The sequence below is a fragment of the Bacillus sp. BP-3 genome, from assembly GCF_028401955.1.
Classification (GTDB): domain Bacteria; phylum Bacillota; class Bacilli; order Bacillales; family Bacillaceae_G; genus Bacillus_A.
Genome location: NZ_JAQOTJ010000003.1, coordinates 1 through 21,553 on the forward strand (window position 1 = coordinate 1; position 21,553 = coordinate 21,553).

Below are 21,553 nucleotides of genomic sequence, written 5' to 3' on the forward strand. Positions count from 1 at the left end.
TATACAACAAAACAAACAAACGGAAATATTGCGATTGCAGGAAATAAAATAAAATTACCGAAACTTGGCTTTGTTCGTTTCGCAAAATCAAGAGAAGTAGAAGGGCGTATTTTAAACGCTACCGTTCGACGTAATCCAAGCGGGAAATACTTTGTTTCAATTCTTGTTGAAACAGAAGTGCAACGATTAGAAAAAACAGGTTCGTCTGTTGGTGTTGATGTTGGATTAAAAGACTTTGCTATTCTTTGGACTGGTGAAGTATTTGGAAATCCTAAATGGTTTCGTACATTGGAAAAGAGGTTGGCTGATGCGCAGCGGATTCTTTCCAAACGTGTAAAAGGTTCTTCAAATTGGAATAAACAGCGTGTCAAAGTCGCTCGCATTCACGAAAAAATCACCAACGCAAGAACAGACTACTTGCAAAAAATTTCTACCGAAATTGTCAAAAACCACGACATCATTGGTATTGAAGATTTGCAAGTGTCAAATATGCTGAAAAAACAGAAGTAAAGTATTTCATTTAACGATGTACAATGATGTGTGTAGAGATTAGTTTAAATGAGATTGCTAGGTTTTCGAATCAATACAAATAACATTTCGATTATCACACCTATTCCAATACCTATCGCATAAGCCAATAAGTCACTCCATAAAAAACCATAACCTAATACTAATCCACCTAAAGTTGTTTCGCGAATATGATCTATCCAACAAGCATGATACAATTGGCTGAACTCAATGATATAACAAAATGATATGGCAAGTAACACAATAATTTTTGTTTGAGCTCTATTGAAAATAAATCCAAAACCAATAAAAATCATTAACGCCCATAGTGCATCTCCTAAGTATGTATTCAAAATATGTGGTAATACATAAGCAATTTTTCTTGAAGTTAGCCCTAATATAATTACAATGACGGTCATCATTGCGTATAGGAATCGATTGCGTTTTAATGTCATATGTAAATCTCTCCTCAAAGTATACTTTCGAAAATTAATAGCTTAATGATTTGTAGATTAAAATATTGTTACGTGCTGCAAATATGTTCTTGTTAAGAATACAGTCTCATGTAACTATGCAATTGTAGTTTATACCATTCCTTGTAACGAGAGGGTTTTTATACATTATAGATTGAATAACAATAAAAGGAAATGTTCAATCGTAGTTTATATATAGTGGGTTAGCGGTGTGGAACGTATAAAAGGAGTTGCTTCGTTATTTTTTTGTAGTTTGGATATACCTTCTTTATTGAAAGAATTAGGTTTAGTTTTTATGTTTGAAATAAAGTGATATTAGATAGTAAGGGATGGGAGGTCCATAATTGAGGAGCATTCAGTATAAACGTGTTTATATTTCAGAATAGCCTCTTCAAAATATTTAATCATGCTTTACATGCTTTTCAATTCAAACTGGAATGGGGCTAGTTTACTTAGACCTCATATATAGGTGTGAGGCGCTCTGCGCTTTAAATTAAGTATAAGATTTTTAAATCTGTCATTTTCGACACGTTTTTTATTTTAAGGAGGGAATTTGTGTTATTTGTCGTATTTTTAAAAAATAATAGACTATATAGAATATATGAATAATTTTGTGTAATTAGCAGTTGAAACTCTAAATAAGTTTGGAGTTAGTGCAAACAGCAAACTCTTTTGTTTAATTTGAGGTTTTTATATAGCGACATAATTCTGACATGCTACATTGGGCATATAATCCTAACAGAAGCTTGGATATTCAGATGTGTAACACTTGTTTAGAAAGATGGAGGTTATTAATGTTTAGTCAAAAAAGAATAAGAGATTATGGTGTGAAAATAGGACGCTTAGAAACAGGCTACTATAACTCTATTACAGATGTTGAAGGAGTTACTGTTGGGCATGTAACTCTTAGTGATAAGGATATACAAACGGGTGTCACAGCTATTCTTCCTCATCAAGGCAATATATTTAAGGAAAAACTAATTGCCTCAAGCCATGTAATTAATGGGTTTGGCAAGACTATGGGAACCATACAAATCAATGAGCTAGGTACATTAGAATCCCCCATAATTTTAACGAATACATTAAGTATCGGAACAGCTGCCGATGCATTAATTGAATATATGTTAGAACATAATCCAGAAATAGGACGAACGACTGGAACTGTTAATCCAATCGTATGTGAATGCAACGACATGCTATTGAACGATGTTCGAGCTAGATTTATAAATAAAGAACATGTGATTCAAGCATTAAACAATGCCTCATTCGACGTTCAAGAAGGTACTGTTGGAGCAGGTACTGGAATGCTGTGTTATTCATTAAAAGGTGGCATAGGTACTGCTTCTAGACGCATGAGAATGGAACATGGAACTTATACTATGGGTATTTTAGTATTATCTAACTTTGGAATCTTGAGTGATTTAAAAGTGAATGGAAAAGCTGTTGGAGAAGAATTGAGAGATGCTATCATTCAATCGCGTGAAGAACAAGATAAGGGATCAATTATCATAATTGTGGGAACAGATCTTCCCGTATCAGAAAGACAGCTAAACCGAATTATAAAAAGAACTATAACAGGCTTATCACGTACTGGTTCTATCATTACAACTGGAAGTGGTGAGGTGGTAATTGGTTTTTCAACAGCTACAAAAATCCCCCATGAAAAAACTGCACATTACATTTCGGTTCCAATGATTCACGAAGAAGATATAGATTTAGCATTTCGAGCTATTGGTGAGGCTACTGAAGAGGCTGTTTTGAACTCATTAGTGACTGCCACACATGTTATTGGACGAGATGGAAATGAAAGACCCACTTTCAAAGATTTATTAGATAAATATGACATTCAATTAACATAGAAAGTGAAAATGTTTTTTATAAGTGATATTCCTTCCTAACTACCGATAACACTGATTGTGCGAGGGGGCTTTTAAAGATTTTGCGATACCTTGGTTTTACATTAGAAAACAGAAGCTTCGATATTAGATTATGGATGTGGATATGGAAGAACGTTACTTGAGCTAAAACAAAATCAATTTATGAATTTGTACGGTGTAGATTTTTCAGAGGAAATGATTAAGCGAGCGAAGTTACTTAATAAAGACATCCATTTTGAGGTTGTTGAGAGTGGAAAGATTCCTTTTCCAGATGATTCTTTCGATGCGGTACTGTTAGTTGCGGTATTAACTTGTGTCTATCGTAATCAAGAGCAGGAGGCTATTTTACAAGAGGTGAAAAGAGTATTAAAGCCTGAAGGAATTGTTTATATTAATGATTTCTTACTAAATGATGATGACAGAAATGTAGATCGGTATACCAAATATTATGAAAAGTATCATACATACGGTGTATTTGAGTTACCTGATGGAGCTATGTTGCGGCATCATAATGAGGAACGAGTAAAAGAATGGACAAGCAATTTTCAACAGTTAGAATATGAAAGAGTAGAATATGTGACGATGAATAGAAATCGCTCTAATGGATTAGTATATATGGGAAGTTTGAAGTAATAGAATTTTTGAATCATATGTGATGAAGGGATGAATCTAGTGGATACAGTAACAGTTTATCATTATGACGCATTTAGCGATAAACCAAATAAGGGAAATCCGGCAGGGGTTGTTTTACAGGCTGACAAGTTACCTGATGATGAGATGCAGAGTATAGCTTATAAAGTCGGATTTAATGAAACTGCTTTTGTAATGGAATCAAGCGTAGCAGATTGGAGAATCCGTTACTTTACTCCAGGATATGAAATGGATCTTTGTGGTCACGGGACTGTAGCTGCCATTTATGCAATGCAAACTAGAGGTCTAATTAAAGAGGCGGGAGACTTTACAATCGAAACGAAAGCAGGGGTTTTACCAATAGAAGTGGAGTTAGATTCCAACAGTAGACCATACATAACGATGAAACAAGCAAATCCACAGTTTCAAGGATTTGATGGTTCAATAGAAGAGTTAGCTGCTTCTATCAACCTACATAAAAATGAATTAGAAGAAAACTTACCAATTGTATATGGAAGTACAGGGAATTGGACTTTATTAATTCCAGTGAAAAAGCTTGCGTCTTTTAAAAAGATGAAACCAAACAACAGGTTATTTCCATCTATCTTAAAAGAAATGCCTCGAGCTTCCATTCACCCTTTCTGTTTCGAAACATACGACTTAAATGCTCATATGCATGCACGTCATTTTTCATCAGCATATGCTGGTACAATAGAAGACCCAGTAACTGGAACAGCTTCTGGAGTTATGGGTGCATATTACGTTATGTTTATTGATAAAGAATCTAACGAAAAAAGAGAATTTTTAATAGAGCAGGGGCATGAAATGGGGAAAGATGGAAGAGTGCGAGTAATGGTGAGAAAAGAACAGAATGATACTTTAGAGGTTAAGATTTCGGGAAGTGCGGTGTATGTGAACGAGTTTGAAGTTACTTTATAAAAATGTTTAGCAAGAATGGATGTTTAGTTTTTTATTATAAGTAATTTTATAAAATTGATTCAAAAAGCCATGGGGGCGGAGATGTTATTAAATAATTTTATGCACAAAACATTTCCTAATTTAGAACTTAGACTACCTTTGTTTGATAGTTGGGAGATTGGTATCCGTTTTGAATTAGGTGTGGACTATATTTATGATGACAGGGGTGTGATTTGTTAGCTACATCACCTGAAACAATAAGAGAAATTTATAATAAATATAATGAGTAGATTTTAGATTACAACAGGGATGAAATTGCTAAGGTGTTTAAATAATATATGAAGGACTTAGCTTGAATATAGGGAAATCTTATTCATGAGATGATTCTTTTTTATTTATGTAAATATTAACAGTAATGTTTAAAACAATCTATAAAAGTTAATGTATTTTTTATTTTGCTTGAAATGAATAAAGAGATTATTAATGGATGGAGAGATTTAAATATTGAATGCACTATTAGGAATTACAGAAATTATTGATGAAAATAAAGTTAAGATCAACTACAGAGAAGCTGTCAGAGCAATTATTATTCAAGACAATAAGATCCTTCTCGTTCATTCTAACTTAGGAGATTATATATTTCCTGGAGGAGGGGTTGAGAAGGATGAAAGCCATGCAGAAGGGTTAATGAGAGAAGTAGCTGAAGAGACAGGTTATCTTAACTGTGTAATCGGAAAGAAAATGGGTGTGGTCGTTGAAAGGTATATAGATAAATATGATGAGAAAGCTATCTTTCAAATGACTTCCCATTATTATTTTTGTGAAGTGAATGGTGAGAAAAGCGCTCAAAAGTTAGAAGGCTATGAGCTTGAACAAGAATATACACCACAATGGGTAAGGCTTGATGAGGCGATTAATCAAAATAAAAATATCATTAACCAATGTGAACAAAATTGGTGGATACATCGAGAAAATTTTGTTTTAAAGGAACTGCATAAAATCAAAAATTAAATTCATGATATAAAAGAAAGTGGGAGTGACAAGTTGAATATTAGAGTAGCGAATGAATTAGATTATCCTTCTTTAAGAAAAATATATTTAGAATCACGTCGTAATAGTTTCCATTGGGCGAATATAGAAAAAATGGCTCTAGAAGATTTTGATAAGGACACTGTAGAAGAATATATTATTTTAGTAGAAGAAAATAATCATATCCTTGGATTTGCTTCTTTGTACTTGCCAGAAAACTTTGTACATAATTTATTTGTTCATCCTGATTTTTTCGGTAAGGGTGTTGGTGGAGATTTACTTAATGCTTCTATAGAAAAAATGAATAAACCGATAAGATTGAAGTGCATATCTGAAAATGAAAAAGCAATGAAATTCTATGAAAGTAAAGGTTGGAAGAAGGTTGTTGAAGAGGGAGAACCTGGGGAAAGATATTGGGTTATGGAATATGAATGAAAATATATAAGGAAAAGCCTGTTGATTGGGCTCTTTTTTGTTGAACTTATGTTAACTAGGTAAGATGAAAACACAAAATTACACTGCTAATCTTTAATCACAAATAATTTAGGGGGAGAGGCATTGATACATGCCATCAAGTCACGAATTTTTTATAATTATTTGCTACTTTGTCCCGAGTTACAAGAACGCTGGTACTGGGCTAACAAAACAAACTCCCCCCTAAAACGTTAAAAATTTCAGGTGTTGCAGGTTATTCTTTGAATTGTTGCTGTCCACTTACAGGAAGTCAGTTGATTTATACTCAAAATGTGTCTAAACGTGCAATTTTCCTGAAATAATATGTGCTCCTCAATAGACTAGGCACAAAAAACAATCTTTAACTCTTCTTTTCTCGTAACCTAGTTGGGTTTAGTGGTTTTAAAATTAAGAATAGATATTATTTTCTAACTATTTTTTGACAAAAAACATCTTTTGTGGAAAAATATACATTGTGATAAATTTCCAATTTAATGTAGAAGAAAGGTTATGTATAGATAAAGAAAAAGAAATTGTTTGTGGACTTTCTGGAATAGGACATATAAGTGATAAAGCTAAAAAACATGGGAGAAATTTTAGATTTAGAGGAGAGGATTTGAGATGAAATCCTTTAAAGCCATCATACATAATAAAAATTTATGCATTGTATTAGGAAGTCAACTAGTCTTTCAATTAGGGATATGGTTCGGTACAATTGGTAATTTACAATTTTTACAAATACATATAAAATCTCATGTTCTTCAGGCTTTTTTTCTTGTTATTGGTGGTGTCCTTGGGGTTATAATAGGCCCTTATGCAGGACGTTATATAGATTCTACTTCTAAATTAAAAGTATTACAATTAGTCGGATTGATGAGAATTGCATCTGTTTTATCAATGTTAGTTGCCATATATACGGGATCAATTTATTGGATGGTTATTTATAGTATAGGAATTGGCTGCTCGGCTTCTTTTTTTAATCCCACTATACAAACAATATTGCCAACTTTAGTTAAAGAAGATGACTTAATTACGGTTAATGCTATCAATATAAATATTATCACTTTATCAAGAATTTTTGGAGCTGTATTAGCTGGTCTTTTATTAACAGTCGCTCCTCTATATACATTATTTATTATTGCTCTTATTGCTTATGTAACCTTATATTTTATCAATTTTTTATTAGTTATTCCAAACGATGTACGATTGAATCCTAAAAAATTTAAGACTAATTTTAAGGATATTTTCCCTGTTATTATAAAGAATCATTCTATTAAAGTAGTTCTTACGTTATCCATTATCCCTCTAATCTTTATTTCAGGCTTTAATTTATTTGTTATTGAGATTGGAAAGGGACAACCGGGTTCAATCATGGGTATACTCTATTTTATGGAAGGGGCAAGTATATTAATTGCAGGATTATTTATCAAAAAAGTAATAAAACGATATCAAAAACAAGTGCGTATCCTTTTATTTACTTGCTGTTTGATGGGTATAGCTCAAATTTTATTATCATTGACAAACTTTTATCTAACTATTTTCTCTTTTAGTATATTTGGTTTGGCATATGGTATGTTTAATCCTCTTTTATACACATATGCACAACAAAAAGTTCCTTCAAGTATTCATGGAAGATTTTTTTCATTTAAAACAATGTTAGATCGAACCATTATGCAACTATGCTTGGTGTTAATTGGATTTTTACTAGATCAAATAGGATATAGAAGTTTAATGGTTTTGTTAGGTATATGTACTCTTACCCTAGTTTCTTCTATTATAATTGATTTTAAGGTAAACCCTAAAAGCTATACAATTGAGAATAGAAATAATTATTCTGATGTTTAATTAACTAATGGGCCTAGTGACAGGGTTCTTACTGCAAACCGCAAAGTAAATAAGATAATACTTTTATCAGTGGGCGATTGTATCTGGTAATGCTAGAAAATCTTTTGATAAAGCGATATGGTATTATTCTTAAGTGCAGATAATGTTTAGTTGTTTTTAGAAAACAATTCTAGTTTATCAGAAATCAATAAATTCATATCAAAAACGTTATCTTTTTTGTGTATTTCTCCAAAAAGAATAACGTTTTTTCGTTTTATAGATACAATTTCACTTAAGTTTGATAGGCGTAAGACGGTACTCCTAACTGTGTTTATCATATACAGTTAAAACAAGCACCTTACGACTGTATTGTTTCAACTAACATCAACTTTTTAAGCAATTCTTCAGTCGTTAAAACGGTGGCAAACTTATCTTCAAAAGCTTTTTGAACATCAATTATAATTCACTTGTTACTATACTAGATAGTCGGGGAACAGCGTTGAAAAAAGATGAACTTCTATAGTCACTACCTTAATCAAGAAAAGCAACAACTTGATTTATTTTTTCTAACGCATTTGGGTCAATCTTCAACGTTGATGTTGGTTCGCCTGTACCTCCGTAAATAAATGGATAGCACATAAGTCCTCTATCTAAGATACAAGGTAATGGAAGAACTAAAGATACGCTGCCAACAATGTATCCAGTTATTTGCTTAATTTCTTGCGGAGTCGCCATTTTCAATTGATTGCATCTTAAAATTCCCGATACTTCTTGTAAATTTACACGTCCGCGAGCTCCAGAAACAATAACCGCAAAATAATCTTTTTCTGACTTGATCACTAATGTTGCAGCCGTTTGACCAATCTCAATTCCGAAATAATCTGCACCTTCTTGGGCGGTACGTATTTGTTTTTCATGATGAATAATATCAAATGGAACTTCATGTTCTAGCAAAGTCATTTTTAAATTATTCATTGGTAAAAATCCCCCTTAGTGTAAATATATTTCCTAATAAAATTATACTATCTTTTGGATAACATAAAGAAAACTACGTGTTAGTAACGCTATCATTCTCCTCATCTAAAAAGGAAAAGAAGGGAAGTAACATACCAAATAAAGCAGGAATCATAATAAAGCTACCAATCATGATATACAAAAAACGGATACCTGATATTTCGACAATTTGCCCTGCAAATAAAATACCTAAAGGCATAGTTGCTCGGATCAAGAAGAGTCGAACAGAAAATATTTGTCCCATAAGATGAGAAGGAACGATTTTTTGAAGAAGACTCGTTTGATAAATATTGAAAAACGGGAAACAAATACCTCCAAGAATTTCGCATAAAACAGCAAGAGGAAAGGAGGTTACAAAACCAAGTAAGAAAAAGGATAACCCGCCCATAAGTAGGCCAGAAAGCATAACATATCTTTGCGGCCATGTATTTCCCCATTTTCCGACTAGAAAAGAACCAATTACATAACCGAAAGGAAAACTCCCCATAAAAATACCATATGAAAAAGATGTTCCGCTTAATTCTTCTATTATATATGGAACGTTGATTACCATGGTTACCCCAACGCTAAATTGAACTAAAGAAGTAAAGAAGCCAAGCCATATAAGCGTACGTTGCTTGAAAAAATATTGATATCCAGAAATGATTTGTTTTAACCAAGTCACCTTTTTACTATCGTGTGTAACGGAAGGCTCATGAAGATAAGCAAGGCTACTCGCACTTATAAGAAATAAAACTCCTACCATTATATAAGTAGATGAAGCTCCTATGTAAGCAATGATGAGCCCTCCTAGTGTAGGAGCTAAGAAGCTCATTGTTCGGACTGTACCGTCAAGCCAAGCATTTGCTTGTGTCAGTTTATTATGTTCGACAATTGTAGGAAGCAGGGCTGATGCAGCAGGAACATATAGAGGTTGCAGAATTCCAAGTACGATTTGAATAATGAACAAACTCCATATCTCAATCTGACCTGAAAACATAAGAAGAACGGGTATAAAAAACACCATTCCTCTTAAAATTTGAGCCCACAGCATAATATATTTACGACTTATCCTGTCAATGAACGGGCCGATAAACAGCTGAAGAATTAAAGACGGGATAAAATACGTTAGCCATAGCGTTCCCATAGCGGACTTTGAACCGGTCAATTCATACAATAATAACGAATTACATAGAGCGCCTATCGCTCCTCCTAGTTCAGAAATGGTTTCTCCGAGCCATAAACATAAAAAAGAACGGTTGGTAAATACATGTTGATTTTCCTTCATTTTTTCACCTCTTTTCTAGAAAACGCTGTAATTTTTCTTGGAGAGAAGTTAAATGATCAAGCTGTATATAATACCGAGAACCTTTGCCATTAATGATGCGAGCTGCTCGAAGTAAAGACAAATGATGATGAAGAGTCGTTTTTGGAATTTTAAGCTGCTCGGTTAGCTCTTGAAGTGAGTGATCTCTTTCTGTTAGCAACTTTATAATTTTTAATCGCGTTTCATCTCCAAGTGCCTTAAAACTATGAACTAATGTAGAAGGTGGAGAATAAGGATCTTCCATTAAACTCACATTATTGTCTGAGATTGGATAATAAAATACTTTCATCCCTGGTAAAGTTGTTTCTACATTCCAAGGCCGATACACATATTGCGGGATAAGTATAACTTGATGAATAGAAGGCTCAGGTTGATACATACTGCCTGTTATATATTTAACAAGCTCTTCTGGATGATACGTTGATTGAAGCGCACGTTTTTGCTGGGCATCACGTTCAAGCATACTGGTAAACTCGATGTAATTAGGTTGTATCACAGTTTCATACCAACCTTCAGAGATAATTTTTAAATGTTGTTTAAGCAAGGAAGTATCGATAGATGAAATATGTTTCATGTATGCTGGAAAGAATTTATGATGTTGGCAAGCCTTTATAAGGGAAGCAATAGCTGCACTGTCTTGCTGGGATGCTTTTTGCCGATGATCTTCATGCTGTAATCCGATATAAGGAAGAGAGTGCCAACGTAATTCCTCTTCAGTTAGTTCATCAAGAAAATGAAAGAAACTTTCAAGAGAATCAAAAGTACGAGAGTGAAGTAATTGCAGCAAAGCGAACCATGTGTTGTGCTTGTGTGTATACTGTAGTTCTTCGCGTACAGCCGCAGGTAATTTTTTCCCAATGTCCGCCCAATACTCGATTGGCTTTTCAAAAGTATGATGAAAATCATAATACGTAAAAGCCGCAATACCTAATCCCATTTCGAATAAAATCGAATGTTTAATTTGAACAGAATACGTTTCTCTTGTCACATTTAGGTTCATTACTTTTTTCATTGTTTAGCCTCCTTTTTATTTTATTCTATATTTTTGGAATTTTATTTTCAATAATTTTCGAATAATTTAAAAATAATATATAATACTTAAGGTTTAATGAAGGTTTTTTTAGATCAGTGAAGAATTTGTATATGTTTAAAATATAGTAAAAGTAAAAGGGTGGAGAAAAGCATGCAGATACAACAATTTAACCAGCACATTGAAGAATTATTTCGAGAACATTTACGTAAGTACGGTGATCAGTTTGGGATGACAAACGTAAGCCATGAACATTTTCATAAGATTGGTTATGCTACTAATTTAACACTTGAAACGATTAAAGAAGCAAAGAAAGAGAATGTAGATATGATGATAACGCATCATGATGCATGGGAGTTTCTATACGGAATGGAAGAAGCTTGTCTAACAAAACTGAAAGAATATAACATCAATCACTTTTGGGTGCATTCACCGTTAGATTTTGTTGAATTCGGAACGTGTACTTCGTTATTTCATACAATCGAAATTGATGAAATGATAACGTATTCTTCTTGTGACGATGAAGAATTACCTGGCGTTGGTGAATATACAAATCCAATTCCGTTTGCAGAGCTTGTAGAAAGAGTAGAGAATAAACTAGGTGAAAAGGTGAAGGCGTGGAAAAATAATGATAAAGAAGTAAAACGAGTTGGTATTATAACAGGAGCAGGTCATTCAACTGATCATATTCAAGCAGCGCTGGATAGTGGCTGCGATACATACATTACGGGAGAAAAGACGTTATATACAGTTCAATATGCGCAGTTTAAAAAGATTAATCTTATCGTGGGTAGTCATACGTTTACCGAAATATTTGGGGTGGAAAGTTTAGTGAAAAGGTTGCAGGAGTTGGATAACTCGCTTGAGGTTGTTCGATTGAATGAGGAGCACATGGAATAGATAAAGGGTGATGAATTTCTGACAACGATTTATGCAAATTGCGGCCTAGAAAAAGCATGGTATTTCTAACCATGCTTTTTCTATTATTCATGAACGCTCCTGTGTATAAAATCTTCGACGATAATATTAAAGAGATTAGGAGCATCGTGATGAACTAAATGGCCAGCTTTAGGAACGACAGCTTTTTCAATAAAAGTAGAATTGTTGAAATGTGAAAATAAATATTTGGTATCAAGTTCAGCGTTCGTTCCAGCGATTAATAGAGTAGGTATTTCTATCTCTTGTAATTGCTGAATTTGCTCAAAAGGATACCAGTTACTTTGAAAACTAATTTCAAAGAGTGTTTTCCAATCATTTTTCATATGAAGTTTATTAAAATAGTGTATGGAATTTTGGTCCTTCATTAACAATTGTAAACGATGTGCGTTTTCTTCGTTTAATACCTCCCGGTTTTCAGGTTTTTCTAACATAATACCAGCAAGCGTACAGGAAGATACTTTTTGTTGTGGAAGTTGTAAAATATGAGCGGTAATAAGAGCACCTAAGGAGGTACCAACAATTTGGTATGTTTCTAAGTGGAGCTGCTCGGTTAATTCTAGTATATCTAGTGCGGCTTGTTGAAAATAATTAGTGAAATCTTCAGCGTACGAATGACCGTGTCCTCTTAGATCGGGAACAATAACACGAAAACGGTTACTAAAATAATCAATTTGATGTTGAAAGCTTGACGCCCCGGTTTCTAGACCAGGATGCAAAAAAATAACAGGGTCTCCTTTTCCGTATTCTTCAAAGTACAATTGCATATAACCACCTCTATTGTATAGAATATATATATTATAATGTATTTTTCTGAATTTTAGTTAGAGCAAAATCTTAAAAATAAGTCCATGAGCCTTCAGAAATCGTTGTAAATGTAGCTGTTAATTATGGGGGAATTACAGATGTCAAGTAGGAGGCTTTGCTTCTAATTTTCAAGATATATTTATATAAATTAAGAAATATTAATAATCATACTTATGTGAAGAACGAGAGCCATATTTTAAGATTAATAATGTTGGGGGTATATATGCAATTTAAATATGAGTTAATTGGTACCGGTTGGGCGAACGGATTTATTGAACTAAACTCCCAAAAAATTGTATTTAGTCCCAGTTACATAACTGATGCATTTGGAGGTTTATTAGGTGGTTTAACCGACTTATCAAATGGTGAAGAACGAGTTGTAACTTTTTTATGGGAGGAAGAGCCCCATGGATTAGGTTGGAGACTCGAGCTTCAAGACAGCAAGGAACTATTCTTAACTATAACAGAATATAATGACACACTAGACTATATTAAGGGGAAGGAAGGCGTGACCATTGTAGACGCCACTTGTAATTTTCTTGACTTTGTTAAAATGGTTATAAAAGAAGCGGATAAAATATTACTTAGATATGGAATTGTGGGTTATCAAAATTTATGGGCCGAACACGAATTTCCATTAAGCAGTTACTTGCAACTGAAATATTTCTTAATGGAAGCAGACAAAATCTCCTTACAGACTAAAGAGAAATGTGAAAAAAAGGAATTAAAACAAGAGCTTCAATTCCTTATTCGTAATTTTAATTTTTAACTTTTACTTTTAAAAAGGATGTAAGCGACTGGTGAATGTATGGATAGGTGTTTTAAAATATGATACATATTAGCTATCATAAGTACTGTGATGGTAGTTTGAAGTGAAAATTTACATAATAATAGAAACATATGAAGGGAATTAGATTTAGAAAATGAAACAACAATACATAAAAGGAATACCATTTTGTAGTTTGGAGTATAAGCAGGTAGTAAATGTATTAAAAGATTGGGTATCAGAAAAGAACGGGAAACCAAGATTTATTGTTACTGCCAATCCTGAAATTGTGATGTCTGCGAAAGAGACATCAGCCGAATCTGTACACTTCAAAAATATTTTGTTGTCTGCGGATTTAATCACAGCTGATGGAATCGGTGTTGTAATAGGTTCTAAAATTTTAAATGGGCAGTTGAAAGAGCGGGTTACAGGTGCAGATTTAACGTATGACTTAATAGAATATTGTAATCAAAACAGCTATCGCGTGTTTCTTTTTGGAGCTGCTCCAGAAAATAATGAAAAAGCAATTAAAAATTTAAAAATAAACTATCCACATGCCATTTTTCAAGGGCAACACGGTTTTATAGGTAAGGAACAAATCGGAGAAGTTAAAAATCATATTAAACAGTTTCAACCACATTTGCTGCTTGTAGGCCTTGGTTCTCCTAAGCAAGAGATGTTTATCTATGATAATCTACAAGAACTAAATGTTCCTTTGTCCATTGGTATTGGCGGAATGATCGACATCATATCAGGTAATGTGAAAAGAGCCCCAAGGGTTATGAGAGATACGGGAACAGAATGGTTATATAGATTGGTAACACAGCCGAAGAGAATCAAACGGCAGCTTGTACTGCCGAAGTTTTTGTTGTCAGTTATGGCGGATAGGGTTAGAAAAACAACGAATTAAAAGTATAAAAAGAGATGGGAAATCCATCTCTTTTTATACTTTTAAAGAATTATTATTGGATCCAAAGTTTAAACAGCCCTTCTGTCACTCCTATGTTGTACATGTAATATATTCCAAATATTATACTGATGCTCCCAGTTATTTGGGTGAGTGTTTTATTCAGACTTATTTTTTGGGCACTAAAAACAAATGGAATCCCAATAATTGTTGTAAAGAAAAGCATCCCAATAACAGTTCCTACACCAAATATAAGAATATAAATAGCCGCTTCCCAAACACTCTTCACCGTACTCATAGTTAATAGCACCATTGCTCCACTTCCAGCAAGTCCGTGCACTAAGCCGATGAACATGGATTTTAAATATGAAACATTTTTATGTTGGTGTTGATGCTCATGTTTACCGCTATGTATATGAGAGTGGATATGCTTATGTTCTTCCCCATCATGTTCATGCTGATGTACATGAATATTTTTTAAAGAAAAGACGGTAGTCACACCAAGATAAACGAGCATAATACCTACTAGAAATTCTAATGACATCGCCCACTTTTCTGGTATTTCACCTTTCATAAAAATAAGAATAATTCCAATGATAAATAACGTAGCAGTATGACCTATTCCCCAGAATACTCCCGCTAAAGTGGAACGAGATAATTTTTTACTCTGACTAGCAATAGTAGAAACAGCGATTACATGATCCGGCTCAATTGCATGCTTGATTCCAAGTACAAATCCTAAAGCCAGAATGGATAGAAAACCAAACTCCATTCAAATACCTCCTCTAATAATATAACTTGTGAGATAAAGTGAAACTTTACTCAGTGGGGAGTTTTTCATCCCCCACTGAGTATTAGCCCGACCAATCGGGTTTTTACGGGCAGTTTATTTACCGCCTAACTTTTTTGCTTTTGCTAAATTTTGAGGTGGGAGTATTACTGCACGTTAATGCGGGATGGAAAGTTTAGAAACACGTTATAAATGTTAGTAAAAAAGAAGTAACATTCAACCCAATGCAGGAATGTTATTTCAAAGGTAAATTATAACAGAGAAAAATTAATTGCTTTTATAAAAGTGGAAAAATTCATAAATTCTTCTTAAACGAGCAGGTGAGTTAATTTAAGAAAAAAATTTTATAGATAAGTGCGATGTTGTTGCCTTTAACTTGTTGATGTGCAAATCAATATTAAAAGAATTTTATTACACGAACAACAAAACAGACACATTTCGTTCATATTCGAACTTCTTGTGAACTTTCCACTATTTGGGACAATGTTTTCCAAAATAATACTATAATCAATTTAGCAAAACACATCAGAAGTGAAGGGGTGAATACGCATGTTTTCTAATATTGGCATTCCTGGTTTAATTTTAATTTTAACTCTTGCACTTATAATATTTGGCCCTAAGAAGCTCCCCGAAATTGGTCGTGCGTTTGGTCAAACGTTAAAAGAATTTAAGAAATCTACAGCTGAGTTAAGGGATGATGTGGTAAGTGAAGTGAAGATCGAGAAAAATGAAGAGCAAAAAGTTGAAACAAAGTAAGGTGTAGTAGAAAGAATTTGGAATGTTCGCGGTTTTACTTGTTATGAAAGCGATTTCGTATTTTTTATACGAGTCGTTTTTTTGTAAAGCGGTAGCCGTTACCATTGTGAATGGGTAGGGGAAGAGGATGATAGATAAAGAATTGCAGATTGTGGACCATTTAGAGGAATTGCGCAAACGGATTATTATTTCAGCTGTTGCATTTGTTGTCTTTTTTATCGTTGGGTTTATGTTTACCACTGATATTTATAAATGGTTTGCAAAGGGTATAGATATGAAACTATCGGTACTCGGACCAAGTGATATATTATGGGTATATTTTATGCTTGCGACGGTGGTTGCAATTGCAGGAACAATCCCTGTAATTGCGATGCAAATATGGTTGTTTGTACGTCCAGCGCTGCGTCCGAAAGAGAGAAAGGTTACGCTTACGTATGTACCAGCACTCTTTTTCTTATTTATCATTGGGCTTGCGTTTGGCTATTTTGTTATTTTTCCTATGATTCTTTCGTTTTTGCTTCATTTGGGTCAGGATATGTTTGTTGCTCAATTTACAGCGGAGAAATATTTTCAATTTATGATGAATGTGACGTTGCCGTTTGGGGTTTTATTCGAGCTTCCGGTTGTAGTTATGTTTTTAACTTCACTCGGTATTTTAAATCCCTACGTATTATCAGCCATTCGTAAGTATGCCTATTTTATTTTGGTTGTAATTGCTGTTGTCATTACACCGCCCGATTTCGTGTCCGATTTTATTGTAACGATTCCCTTATTAGTATTATATGAAATTAGTATCTTTCTATCTAAATTTGTTTTTCGAAAGCAATTGAAGCGTCAGCAGGAAGAAGAAAAAGAATGGAATGTGTATGAGCAAGGGGGCGCTATCAAATAGTTATGAAAAGTGATTCAAGAGTTTTTTCTGAACAATTTTTCTATATCAAGGTGAAAATTTGATTAGTATGTTACATTTACTCTGAATTTTTGAGTATTACCTACTTGTTCCATGGAAAATGGAGGGGGCTAGCAAATGAAAAAGCAGAAAACAATCTATGAAACTGCGATGGATAACGGGGTTACCCGAAGAGATTTTTTAAAAATGTGCACGGTATTGGCTGCGGCGATTGGTCTCGATTTTTCAAAAACGGATAAAGTCGTAAAGGCGATGGAGACGAGTACAAGAGTTCCTGTAGTATGGCTGCAATTTCAAGATTGTACAGGCTGTTCGGAGTCGTTTATCCGTTCTTCTCAACCTAAAGTTGAAAGCGTTTTATTTGATATGATTTCACTCGAATATACAGAAGTTCTTTCGGCTGCATCTGGATTTCAAATTGAAGAAGCGATGGAACAGGTGTTGAAAAAATATAAAGGAAAGTATGTTCTTGCTGTTGAAGGAAGTATTCCCCAAGAGGGCTTCTTAAACATTGGGGGAAAATCAGGAAAAGATACTTTTATTGAAATGGCTTCGAACGCACAAGCGGTCATTGCTTATGGATCTTGTTCTGCATGGGGTGGCATTCCTGCTGCTTATCCGAATCCAACAGGTGCAAAACCAATTACGAGCTTTCAAACGAGTACACCTACTATTCTCGTTCCAGGTTGCCCGCCGATTGCAGAGGTAATGACTGGTGTGATAGCTCATATAATAACGTTCGGAAAATTGCCGGAATTAGATCATCTGGGACGTCCGAAGGCATTTTATCGTCACCGTATTCATGATAAATGTAACCGCCGTGCCTATTTTGATGCAGGCTTGTTTGTAGAGTCCTTCGATGATGAAGGAGCAAAGCAAGGGTATTGCTTATATAAGGTTGGCTGCAAAGGGCCAACAACATATAATTCCTGTGCTGAAATGCGCTGGAATGGAGGGGTTAGCTATCCGATTCAATCGGGAAATCCTTGTATTGGTTGTTCAGAAAAGGGATTCTGGGATAATGGTCCTTTCTACACAAGAAGAGCGAAAATTCCAGGCTCACAAACAACAATTAATCCGGATACGATTGGATTAGCAGCCGTTGGTGTTACGACAGCGGGTATTGCTGTTCATGCAGCAGGAACTGTAATTAAGAAAAAAATCGATGACAAACGAGGGGAAGACGAATGAGCGAGCGTATAGTAGTAGATCCAGTTACGAGAATTGAAGGCCATCTTCGCGTTGAGGTAGATATCGATGATAGGGGGATGATTAAGGATGCATTTAGTTCTGGGACAGCGGTTCGGGGACTGGAGTTAATTGTTCGAGACAGGGACCCTCGTGACGTATGGGCGTACATTCAACGTATTTGTGGTGTTTGTACATCGACTCATGCTCTTGCGTCACTTCGGGCTGTTGAGGATGCATTAGAAATTAAAATTCCGAGAAATGCTCATTTAATACGGGACATTATGAATATGGTAATCTTCTTTCATGACCATGTCGTTCACTTCTATCATTTGCATGCGTTAGACTGGGTCGATGTAATAAGTGCTTTACATGCAAATCCTTCTGAAACATCACGAATTGCACAATCGATTTCAAGTTGGCCAAAATCTTCCCCGGGCTATTTTGCAGATGTGCAAAACAAAATAAAGAAGCTTGTAGATAGCGGACAGCTTGGCATATTTGCGAATGGATATTGGGGACATAATGCATATAAACTTCCGCCAGAAGTGAACTTATTAGCAGTTGCTCACTATCTAGAAGCACTTGACTGGCAAAAAGAAGTTGTAAAAGTACAAACGATTTTTGGAGGCAAAAATCCGCATCCTCATTATGTAGTAGGCGGTATGGCAACTCCACTTGATATTAATAGTGACAATGGTATTCATGCAGAACGATTAATGCATATATCTCAAATCATTGATCAAGCTCGTGAATTCGTAAGTCAAGTGTATGTGCCTGATGTAATTGCTATCGGTTCTTACTATAAAGATTGGACATATGGCGGTGGGTTAGATAACTATTTATGTTATGGTGATTTCTCTACGCGCAGCATATATGATACGAAATCATACCGATTCCCAAGAGGAATTATTTTAAATGGAAACATGAATGAAGTACATGATATAGATCTCAAAGATCCTGAACAGGTGAAAGAGTTTATTGATCATTCTTGGTATACGTATGATGGAAAGGAAGGCAGTGGGATTGGAAAGCATCCGTTTGAAGGAGAAACATCCCTTCATTATACAGGACCGAAAGCACCGTATAAGAATCTGGATACGAATAAGCAATATAGTTGGCTGAAAACACCACGCTGGAAGAATCAGCCGATGGAAACAGGGCCACTCGCCCGGATGATGGTTGGTTATGCAGCAGGGGATAAAGAGATTATCAGTTTGATGGACGACACGCTGAAAAAGCTAGATCTTCCAATTACTGCAATGAAATCAGCGCTTGGTCGCACAGTGGCACGTGCGCTCGAAACGATTCTTCTATCGAGTTGGATTCGACATGATATGGATGAACTACTTAAAAATGTGAAGAATGGAAACCAGGTCACATTTGACCGTACAAAATGGGAGCCAAGCACTTGGCCGAAGAAAACAAAAGGAGTTGGTTGGGTTGAGGCGCCGCGCGGAGCATTAGGGCACTGGATTGATATTGAAAATGGAAAAACAAAAAACTATCAAGCTGTTGTTCCGTCTACTTGGAATGCATCGCCTCGTGATCATAACAATAATCTTGGAGCTTACGAAGCGGCATTGAAGGGAACACCGATGCTGAATAAGGAACAGCCATTAGAAATTTTACGGATTATTCATTCCTTTGATCCTTGTCTTGCTTGTGCAGTGCATTTAACAGATTTAGAGTCTAATAAAACAACTGAAATCCGATTAGGTTAGGAGGGGACACATTATGTCAGACCTCATGCCAACAACACATAACACCAATACGATTGTTACAGAAAAAAACAGCGAGGTGACGCTTCATCCAGAACGTCCAATTCAATATAAGAAAACAAAAGATGTCGTCAAAGTTTATGTATGGCAATTACCGGTTCGAGTGTTTCATTGGATTAACGTAGTAGCAATTATCTTGCTCATGATAACGGGAATTTATATTGGAAAACCATTTGTTAGTTCAAGCGTACAAGAGGAAGCATATTACTCCTATCTCATGGGATGGGCGAGATATATACACTTTTTTGCAGCATTTCTTTTCACAATCAATCTTCTTTATCGATTGTTCTGGGCGTTTATAGGAAATAAATTTGCCACATCGAACCCATTTCGCCTGGTGTTTTGGAAAGAAGTATTAGAAACGATTAAATTTTACTTATTATTAAAAAATAAAAAGCCGCATTACATCGGTCACAATCCACTGGCACAGCTTAGCTATTGGATTTTTATCGGTCTTGGTTCTTGGGTAATGATGCTAACAGGCTATTATATGTATTTTGAGCCGCAGCCAGAATCATTCTGGGCTAAGCTATTTGTTTGGATTCCGACTCTATTTGGCGGAGATAGCTATACGATTCGTTCTTGGCACCACTTAGTGGCATGGGCGTTTATGTTATTTACAGTTATTCATGTCTACATGGCAATTCGTGATGACTACATGGAACGAAATGGTACTATTTCGTCGATGTTTACAGGCTACAAGACCGAACCAAAAAAATTAGTTGGTGATAAGAATGATGAATCAAAATAAGAAAGTGAAAATTACGATACTTGGAATTGGCAACACCCTCTTTACAGATGAGGGTGTTGGCATTCATTTGCTGCCACTGCTTGAAGAAGCGTATAAGGATGATAAGCAAATTGAGATTATAGAGGGATTAACGGATGGGATGAAGCTTCTAGGTCCGGTTGAGGAAGCGGAAAATCTTCTAATTATTGATGCGATTAATGCAGGTGTTGAAGGTGGAACCATTCTTTCATTAGAAGGGGATGAAATTCCTGCTTATTTTGGTATAAAGATGTCCGTTCATCAAATGGGCTTCCAGGAAGTGTTATTTGCAGCGAAATTCAGAGAGCGCTATCCGAAAAAGATTATTATGTTTGGCATGCAGCCCACTTCATTAGAGCTTGGTGTAGAACTAACGGAAACGAACCAGGCAAAACTAGGGGACCTAGCGGAAGCAGTTATGAATCAAGTAAATCGTTGGAGACATATATCATGAATCGTCTCGATTTCTTAAAAGAGGTGACAGGAAGCATATTTCAAACCATGAAATATGTGTATGAGCCTTTTTTAAAGGATGATTTAGAAAAAGTGGAAGAGGCAGCAGATCGAGCACTCGGAATTACATGGGTACCTGTGATGAAAGTTGATGAAATGGTTATCGGGCCGGAAGTTCGCTTTGCTTCTGGCAAATCGATTATCGTGTTCTCACATGAAGAAAAGCTTCATGCTATTAGCGGTATTTGTCCGATTTGCTCCAATCTCATTCAAGTTCGTATGTATGATCATCGGGCGACATGTCCGATTTGTGACAAGGACTACGATTTTAAAACGCTGGGCGGAGAATTATCTGTCCAAAGGTTACAGATAAAAAGGAAGGACCAAATGTATGTTGTCGGTTTTACAGACAACAGTAAAAGGTGATCG

At 35.1% G+C, this 21,553-nt stretch carries 24 protein-coding genes and 1 pseudogene; 19 read left to right on the forward strand and 6 right to left on the reverse strand.

Features of this window, described 5'->3' with window-relative positions:
* On the forward strand, positions 1 to 510 hold a 510-nt coding region (locus tag PLX19_RS05360), incomplete at its 5' end, for an RNA-guided endonuclease InsQ/TnpB family protein (RefSeq protein ID WP_272187484.1).
* Positions 511 to 554: 44 nt separating this feature from the next.
* On the opposite strand, the gene PLX19_RS05365 is transcribed toward PLX19_RS05360, so the two are convergent.
* On the reverse strand, positions 555 to 962 hold the full coding sequence (locus PLX19_RS05365; protein WP_272187485.1) for a ribosomal maturation YjgA family protein: 408 nt from the start codon (positions 960 to 962) through the stop codon (positions 555 to 557).
* Positions 963 to 1,774: 812 nt separating this feature from the next.
* Here PLX19_RS05365 and PLX19_RS05370 point away from each other — a divergent pair.
* The 8 genes and pseudogenes from PLX19_RS05370 to PLX19_RS05405 all read left to right on the forward strand — a co-directional run bounded on the left by PLX19_RS05370 (position 1,775) and on the right by PLX19_RS05405 (position 7,732).
* The gene (locus PLX19_RS05370; protein ID WP_272187486.1) at positions 1,775 to 2,839 is read left to right on the forward strand and encodes a DmpA family aminopeptidase; all 1,065 of its coding nucleotides are present in this window, start codon (positions 1,775 to 1,777) and stop codon (positions 2,837 to 2,839) included.
* A 120-nt stretch (positions 2,840 to 2,959) separates the two neighbouring features.
* Positions 2,960 to 3,490 carry a class I SAM-dependent methyltransferase gene (locus tag PLX19_RS05375; RefSeq protein ID WP_272187913.1) on the forward strand — a complete coding sequence of 177 codons (531 nt, stop codon included), beginning with the start codon at positions 2,960 to 2,962 and terminating at the stop codon, positions 3,488 to 3,490.
* Positions 3,491 to 3,529: 39 nt separating this feature from the next.
* Positions 3,530 to 4,426 (forward strand): PhzF family phenazine biosynthesis protein, encoded by an 897-nt coding sequence (locus PLX19_RS05380; RefSeq protein ID WP_272187487.1) that lies wholly within the window; start codon positions 3,530 to 3,532, stop codon positions 4,424 to 4,426.
* 99 nt (positions 4,427 to 4,525) lie between these two features.
* A pseudogene (locus tag PLX19_RS26130) lies at positions 4,526 to 4,615 on the forward strand (DUF3885 domain-containing protein); the annotation flags it as partial.
* A gap of 294 nt (positions 4,616 to 4,909) precedes the next feature.
* Positions 4,910 to 5,416: an NUDIX hydrolase gene (locus PLX19_RS05390; RefSeq protein WP_272187488.1), complete on the forward strand. Its 507-nt coding sequence runs from the start codon at positions 4,910 to 4,912 to the stop codon at positions 5,414 to 5,416.
* A 33-nt stretch (positions 5,417 to 5,449) separates the two neighbouring features.
* Entirely contained in the window at positions 5,450 to 5,869 is a 420-nt protein-coding gene (locus PLX19_RS05395; RefSeq protein WP_272187489.1) for a GNAT family N-acetyltransferase, read from the forward strand.
* Between the two features lie 457 nt (positions 5,870 to 6,326).
* Entirely contained in the window at positions 6,327 to 6,512 is a 186-nt protein-coding gene (locus tag PLX19_RS05400; RefSeq protein WP_272187490.1) for a hypothetical protein, read from the forward strand.
* Positions 6,509 to 7,732: an MFS transporter gene (locus tag PLX19_RS05405; RefSeq protein ID WP_272187491.1), complete on the forward strand. Its 1,224-nt coding sequence runs from the start codon at positions 6,509 to 6,511 to the stop codon at positions 7,730 to 7,732. The genes PLX19_RS05400 and PLX19_RS05405 overlap by 4 nt, the downstream gene beginning before the upstream one ends.
* A gap of 510 nt (positions 7,733 to 8,242) precedes the next feature.
* Here PLX19_RS05405 and PLX19_RS05410 read toward each other — a convergent pair.
* From PLX19_RS05410 to PLX19_RS05420, 3 genes are all read right to left on the reverse strand, one after another.
* Complete coding sequence (locus PLX19_RS05410; RefSeq protein WP_272187492.1) at positions 8,243 to 8,686, reverse strand: aminoacyl-tRNA deacylase; 444 nt, start codon at positions 8,684 to 8,686, stop codon at positions 8,243 to 8,245.
* A 73-nt stretch (positions 8,687 to 8,759) separates the two neighbouring features.
* Positions 8,760 to 9,992 (reverse strand): MFS transporter, encoded by a 1,233-nt coding sequence (locus tag PLX19_RS05415; protein ID WP_090917350.1) that lies wholly within the window; start codon positions 9,990 to 9,992, stop codon positions 8,760 to 8,762.
* A 4-nt stretch (positions 9,993 to 9,996) separates the two neighbouring features.
* On the reverse strand, positions 9,997 to 11,043 hold the full coding sequence (locus PLX19_RS05420) for an ArsR/SmtB family transcription factor (RefSeq protein WP_272187493.1): 1,047 nt from the start codon (positions 11,041 to 11,043) through the stop codon (positions 9,997 to 9,999).
* Positions 11,044 to 11,214: 171 nt separating this feature from the next.
* On the opposite strand from PLX19_RS05420, the gene PLX19_RS05425 reads away from it, so the two are divergent.
* Positions 11,215 to 11,961 carry a Nif3-like dinuclear metal center hexameric protein gene (locus PLX19_RS05425; RefSeq protein ID WP_272187494.1) on the forward strand — a complete coding sequence of 249 codons (747 nt, stop codon included), beginning with the start codon at positions 11,215 to 11,217 and terminating at the stop codon, positions 11,959 to 11,961.
* Between the two features lie 83 nt (positions 11,962 to 12,044).
* Here PLX19_RS05425 and PLX19_RS05430 read toward each other — a convergent pair whose 3' ends face one another.
* Entirely contained in the window at positions 12,045 to 12,764 is a 720-nt protein-coding gene (locus PLX19_RS05430; protein ID WP_272187495.1) for an alpha/beta fold hydrolase, read from the reverse strand.
* A gap of 263 nt (positions 12,765 to 13,027) precedes the next feature.
* Here PLX19_RS05430 and PLX19_RS05435 point away from each other — a divergent pair, with 263 nt between their 5' ends.
* Positions 13,028 to 13,573, forward strand: coding sequence for a hypothetical protein (locus PLX19_RS05435; protein WP_272187496.1), 546 nt, complete (start codon positions 13,028 to 13,030; stop codon positions 13,571 to 13,573).
* 154 nt (positions 13,574 to 13,727) lie between these two features.
* A complete protein-coding gene (locus PLX19_RS05440) occupies positions 13,728 to 14,480 on the forward strand; it encodes a WecB/TagA/CpsF family glycosyltransferase (RefSeq protein ID WP_272187497.1) in 753 nt (250 codons plus the stop codon).
* 52 nt (positions 14,481 to 14,532) lie between these two features.
* On the opposite strand, the gene PLX19_RS05445 is transcribed toward PLX19_RS05440, so the two are convergent.
* On the reverse strand, positions 14,533 to 15,249 hold the full coding sequence (locus PLX19_RS05445; protein ID WP_272187498.1) for a HoxN/HupN/NixA family nickel/cobalt transporter: 717 nt from the start codon (positions 15,247 to 15,249) through the stop codon (positions 14,533 to 14,535).
* Between the two features lie 567 nt (positions 15,250 to 15,816).
* On the opposite strand from PLX19_RS05445, the gene PLX19_RS05450 reads away from it, so the two are divergent.
* The 7 genes from PLX19_RS05450 (at position 15,817) to PLX19_RS05480 (ending at position 21,550) form a co-directional block, all read left to right on the forward strand.
* Positions 15,817 to 16,023: a twin-arginine translocase TatA/TatE family subunit gene (locus PLX19_RS05450; protein ID WP_272187499.1), complete on the forward strand. Its 207-nt coding sequence runs from the start codon at positions 15,817 to 15,819 to the stop codon at positions 16,021 to 16,023.
* 127 nt (positions 16,024 to 16,150) lie between these two features.
* Positions 16,151 to 16,915, forward strand: coding sequence for a twin-arginine translocase subunit TatC (gene tatC, locus PLX19_RS05455; protein ID WP_272187500.1), 765 nt, complete (start codon positions 16,151 to 16,153; stop codon positions 16,913 to 16,915).
* A 135-nt stretch (positions 16,916 to 17,050) separates the two neighbouring features.
* Positions 17,051 to 18,124 (forward strand): hydrogenase small subunit, encoded by a 1,074-nt coding sequence (locus PLX19_RS05460; protein WP_272187501.1) that lies wholly within the window; start codon positions 17,051 to 17,053, stop codon positions 18,122 to 18,124.
* Complete coding sequence (locus tag PLX19_RS05465) at positions 18,121 to 19,845, forward strand: nickel-dependent hydrogenase large subunit (protein ID WP_272187502.1); 1,725 nt, start codon at positions 18,121 to 18,123, stop codon at positions 19,843 to 19,845. Before PLX19_RS05460 ends, PLX19_RS05465 begins: the two co-directional genes overlap by 4 nt.
* A 13-nt stretch (positions 19,846 to 19,858) precedes the next feature.
* Entirely contained in the window at positions 19,859 to 20,653 is a 795-nt protein-coding gene (cybH, locus tag PLX19_RS05470) for a Ni/Fe-hydrogenase, b-type cytochrome subunit (RefSeq protein ID WP_272187503.1), read from the forward strand.
* Entirely contained in the window at positions 20,640 to 21,125 is a 486-nt protein-coding gene (locus PLX19_RS05475) for a HyaD/HybD family hydrogenase maturation endopeptidase (RefSeq protein ID WP_272187504.1), read from the forward strand. Before cybH ends, PLX19_RS05475 begins: the two co-directional genes overlap by 14 nt.
* Positions 21,122 to 21,550 carry a hypothetical protein gene (locus PLX19_RS05480; protein ID WP_272187505.1) on the forward strand — a complete coding sequence of 143 codons (429 nt, stop codon included), beginning with the start codon at positions 21,122 to 21,124 and terminating at the stop codon, positions 21,548 to 21,550. Before PLX19_RS05475 ends, PLX19_RS05480 begins: the two co-directional genes overlap by 4 nt.
* The last annotated feature ends 3 nt before the right edge of the window (positions 21,551 to 21,553 follow it).

What these genes read in the sequence shown, in the direction of transcription:
- PLX19_RS05420 (WP_272187493.1), bottom strand. Translation starts at nt 11,043, where the DNA reads ATGAAAAAAGTAATGAACCTAAATGTGACAAGAGAAACGTATTCTGTT.
- PLX19_RS05410 (WP_272187492.1), bottom strand. Translation starts at nt 8,686, where the DNA reads ATGAATAATTTAAAAATGACTTTGCTAGAACATGAAGTTCCATTTGAT.
- PLX19_RS05405 (WP_272187491.1), top strand. Translation starts at nt 6,509, where the DNA reads ATGAAATCCTTTAAAGCCATCATACATAATAAAAATTTATGCATTGTA.
- PLX19_RS05415 (WP_090917350.1), bottom strand. Translation starts at nt 9,992, where the DNA reads ATGAAGGAAAATCAACATGTATTTACCAACCGTTCTTTTTTATGTTTA.
- PLX19_RS05475 (WP_272187504.1), top strand. Translation starts at nt 20,640, where the DNA reads ATGAATCAAAATAAGAAAGTGAAAATTACGATACTTGGAATTGGCAAC.
- PLX19_RS05465 (WP_272187502.1), top strand. Translation starts at nt 18,121, where the DNA reads ATGAGCGAGCGTATAGTAGTAGATCCAGTTACGAGAATTGAAGGCCAT.
- cybH (WP_272187503.1), top strand. Translation starts at nt 19,859, where the DNA reads ATGTCAGACCTCATGCCAACAACACATAACACCAATACGATTGTTACA.
- PLX19_RS05370 (WP_272187486.1), top strand. Translation starts at nt 1,775, where the DNA reads ATGTTTAGTCAAAAAAGAATAAGAGATTATGGTGTGAAAATAGGACGC.
- PLX19_RS05365 (WP_272187485.1), bottom strand. Translation starts at nt 962, where the DNA reads ATGACATTAAAACGCAATCGATTCCTATACGCAATGATGACCGTCATT.
- PLX19_RS05460 (WP_272187501.1), top strand. Translation starts at nt 17,051, where the DNA reads ATGAAAAAGCAGAAAACAATCTATGAAACTGCGATGGATAACGGGGTT.
- PLX19_RS05480 (WP_272187505.1), top strand. Translation starts at nt 21,122, where the DNA reads ATGAATCGTCTCGATTTCTTAAAAGAGGTGACAGGAAGCATATTTCAA.
- tatC (WP_272187500.1), top strand. Translation starts at nt 16,151, where the DNA reads ATGATAGATAAAGAATTGCAGATTGTGGACCATTTAGAGGAATTGCGC.
- PLX19_RS05435 (WP_272187496.1), top strand. Translation starts at nt 13,028, where the DNA reads ATGCAATTTAAATATGAGTTAATTGGTACCGGTTGGGCGAACGGATTT.
- PLX19_RS05425 (WP_272187494.1), top strand. Translation starts at nt 11,215, where the DNA reads ATGCAGATACAACAATTTAACCAGCACATTGAAGAATTATTTCGAGAA.
- PLX19_RS05445 (WP_272187498.1), bottom strand. Translation starts at nt 15,249, where the DNA reads ATGGAGTTTGGTTTTCTATCCATTCTGGCTTTAGGATTTGTACTTGGA.
- PLX19_RS05430 (WP_272187495.1), bottom strand. Translation starts at nt 12,764, where the DNA reads ATGCAATTGTACTTTGAAGAATACGGAAAAGGAGACCCTGTTATTTTT.
- PLX19_RS05450 (WP_272187499.1), top strand. Translation starts at nt 15,817, where the DNA reads ATGTTTTCTAATATTGGCATTCCTGGTTTAATTTTAATTTTAACTCTT.
- PLX19_RS05440 (WP_272187497.1), top strand. Translation starts at nt 13,728, where the DNA reads ATGAAACAACAATACATAAAAGGAATACCATTTTGTAGTTTGGAGTAT.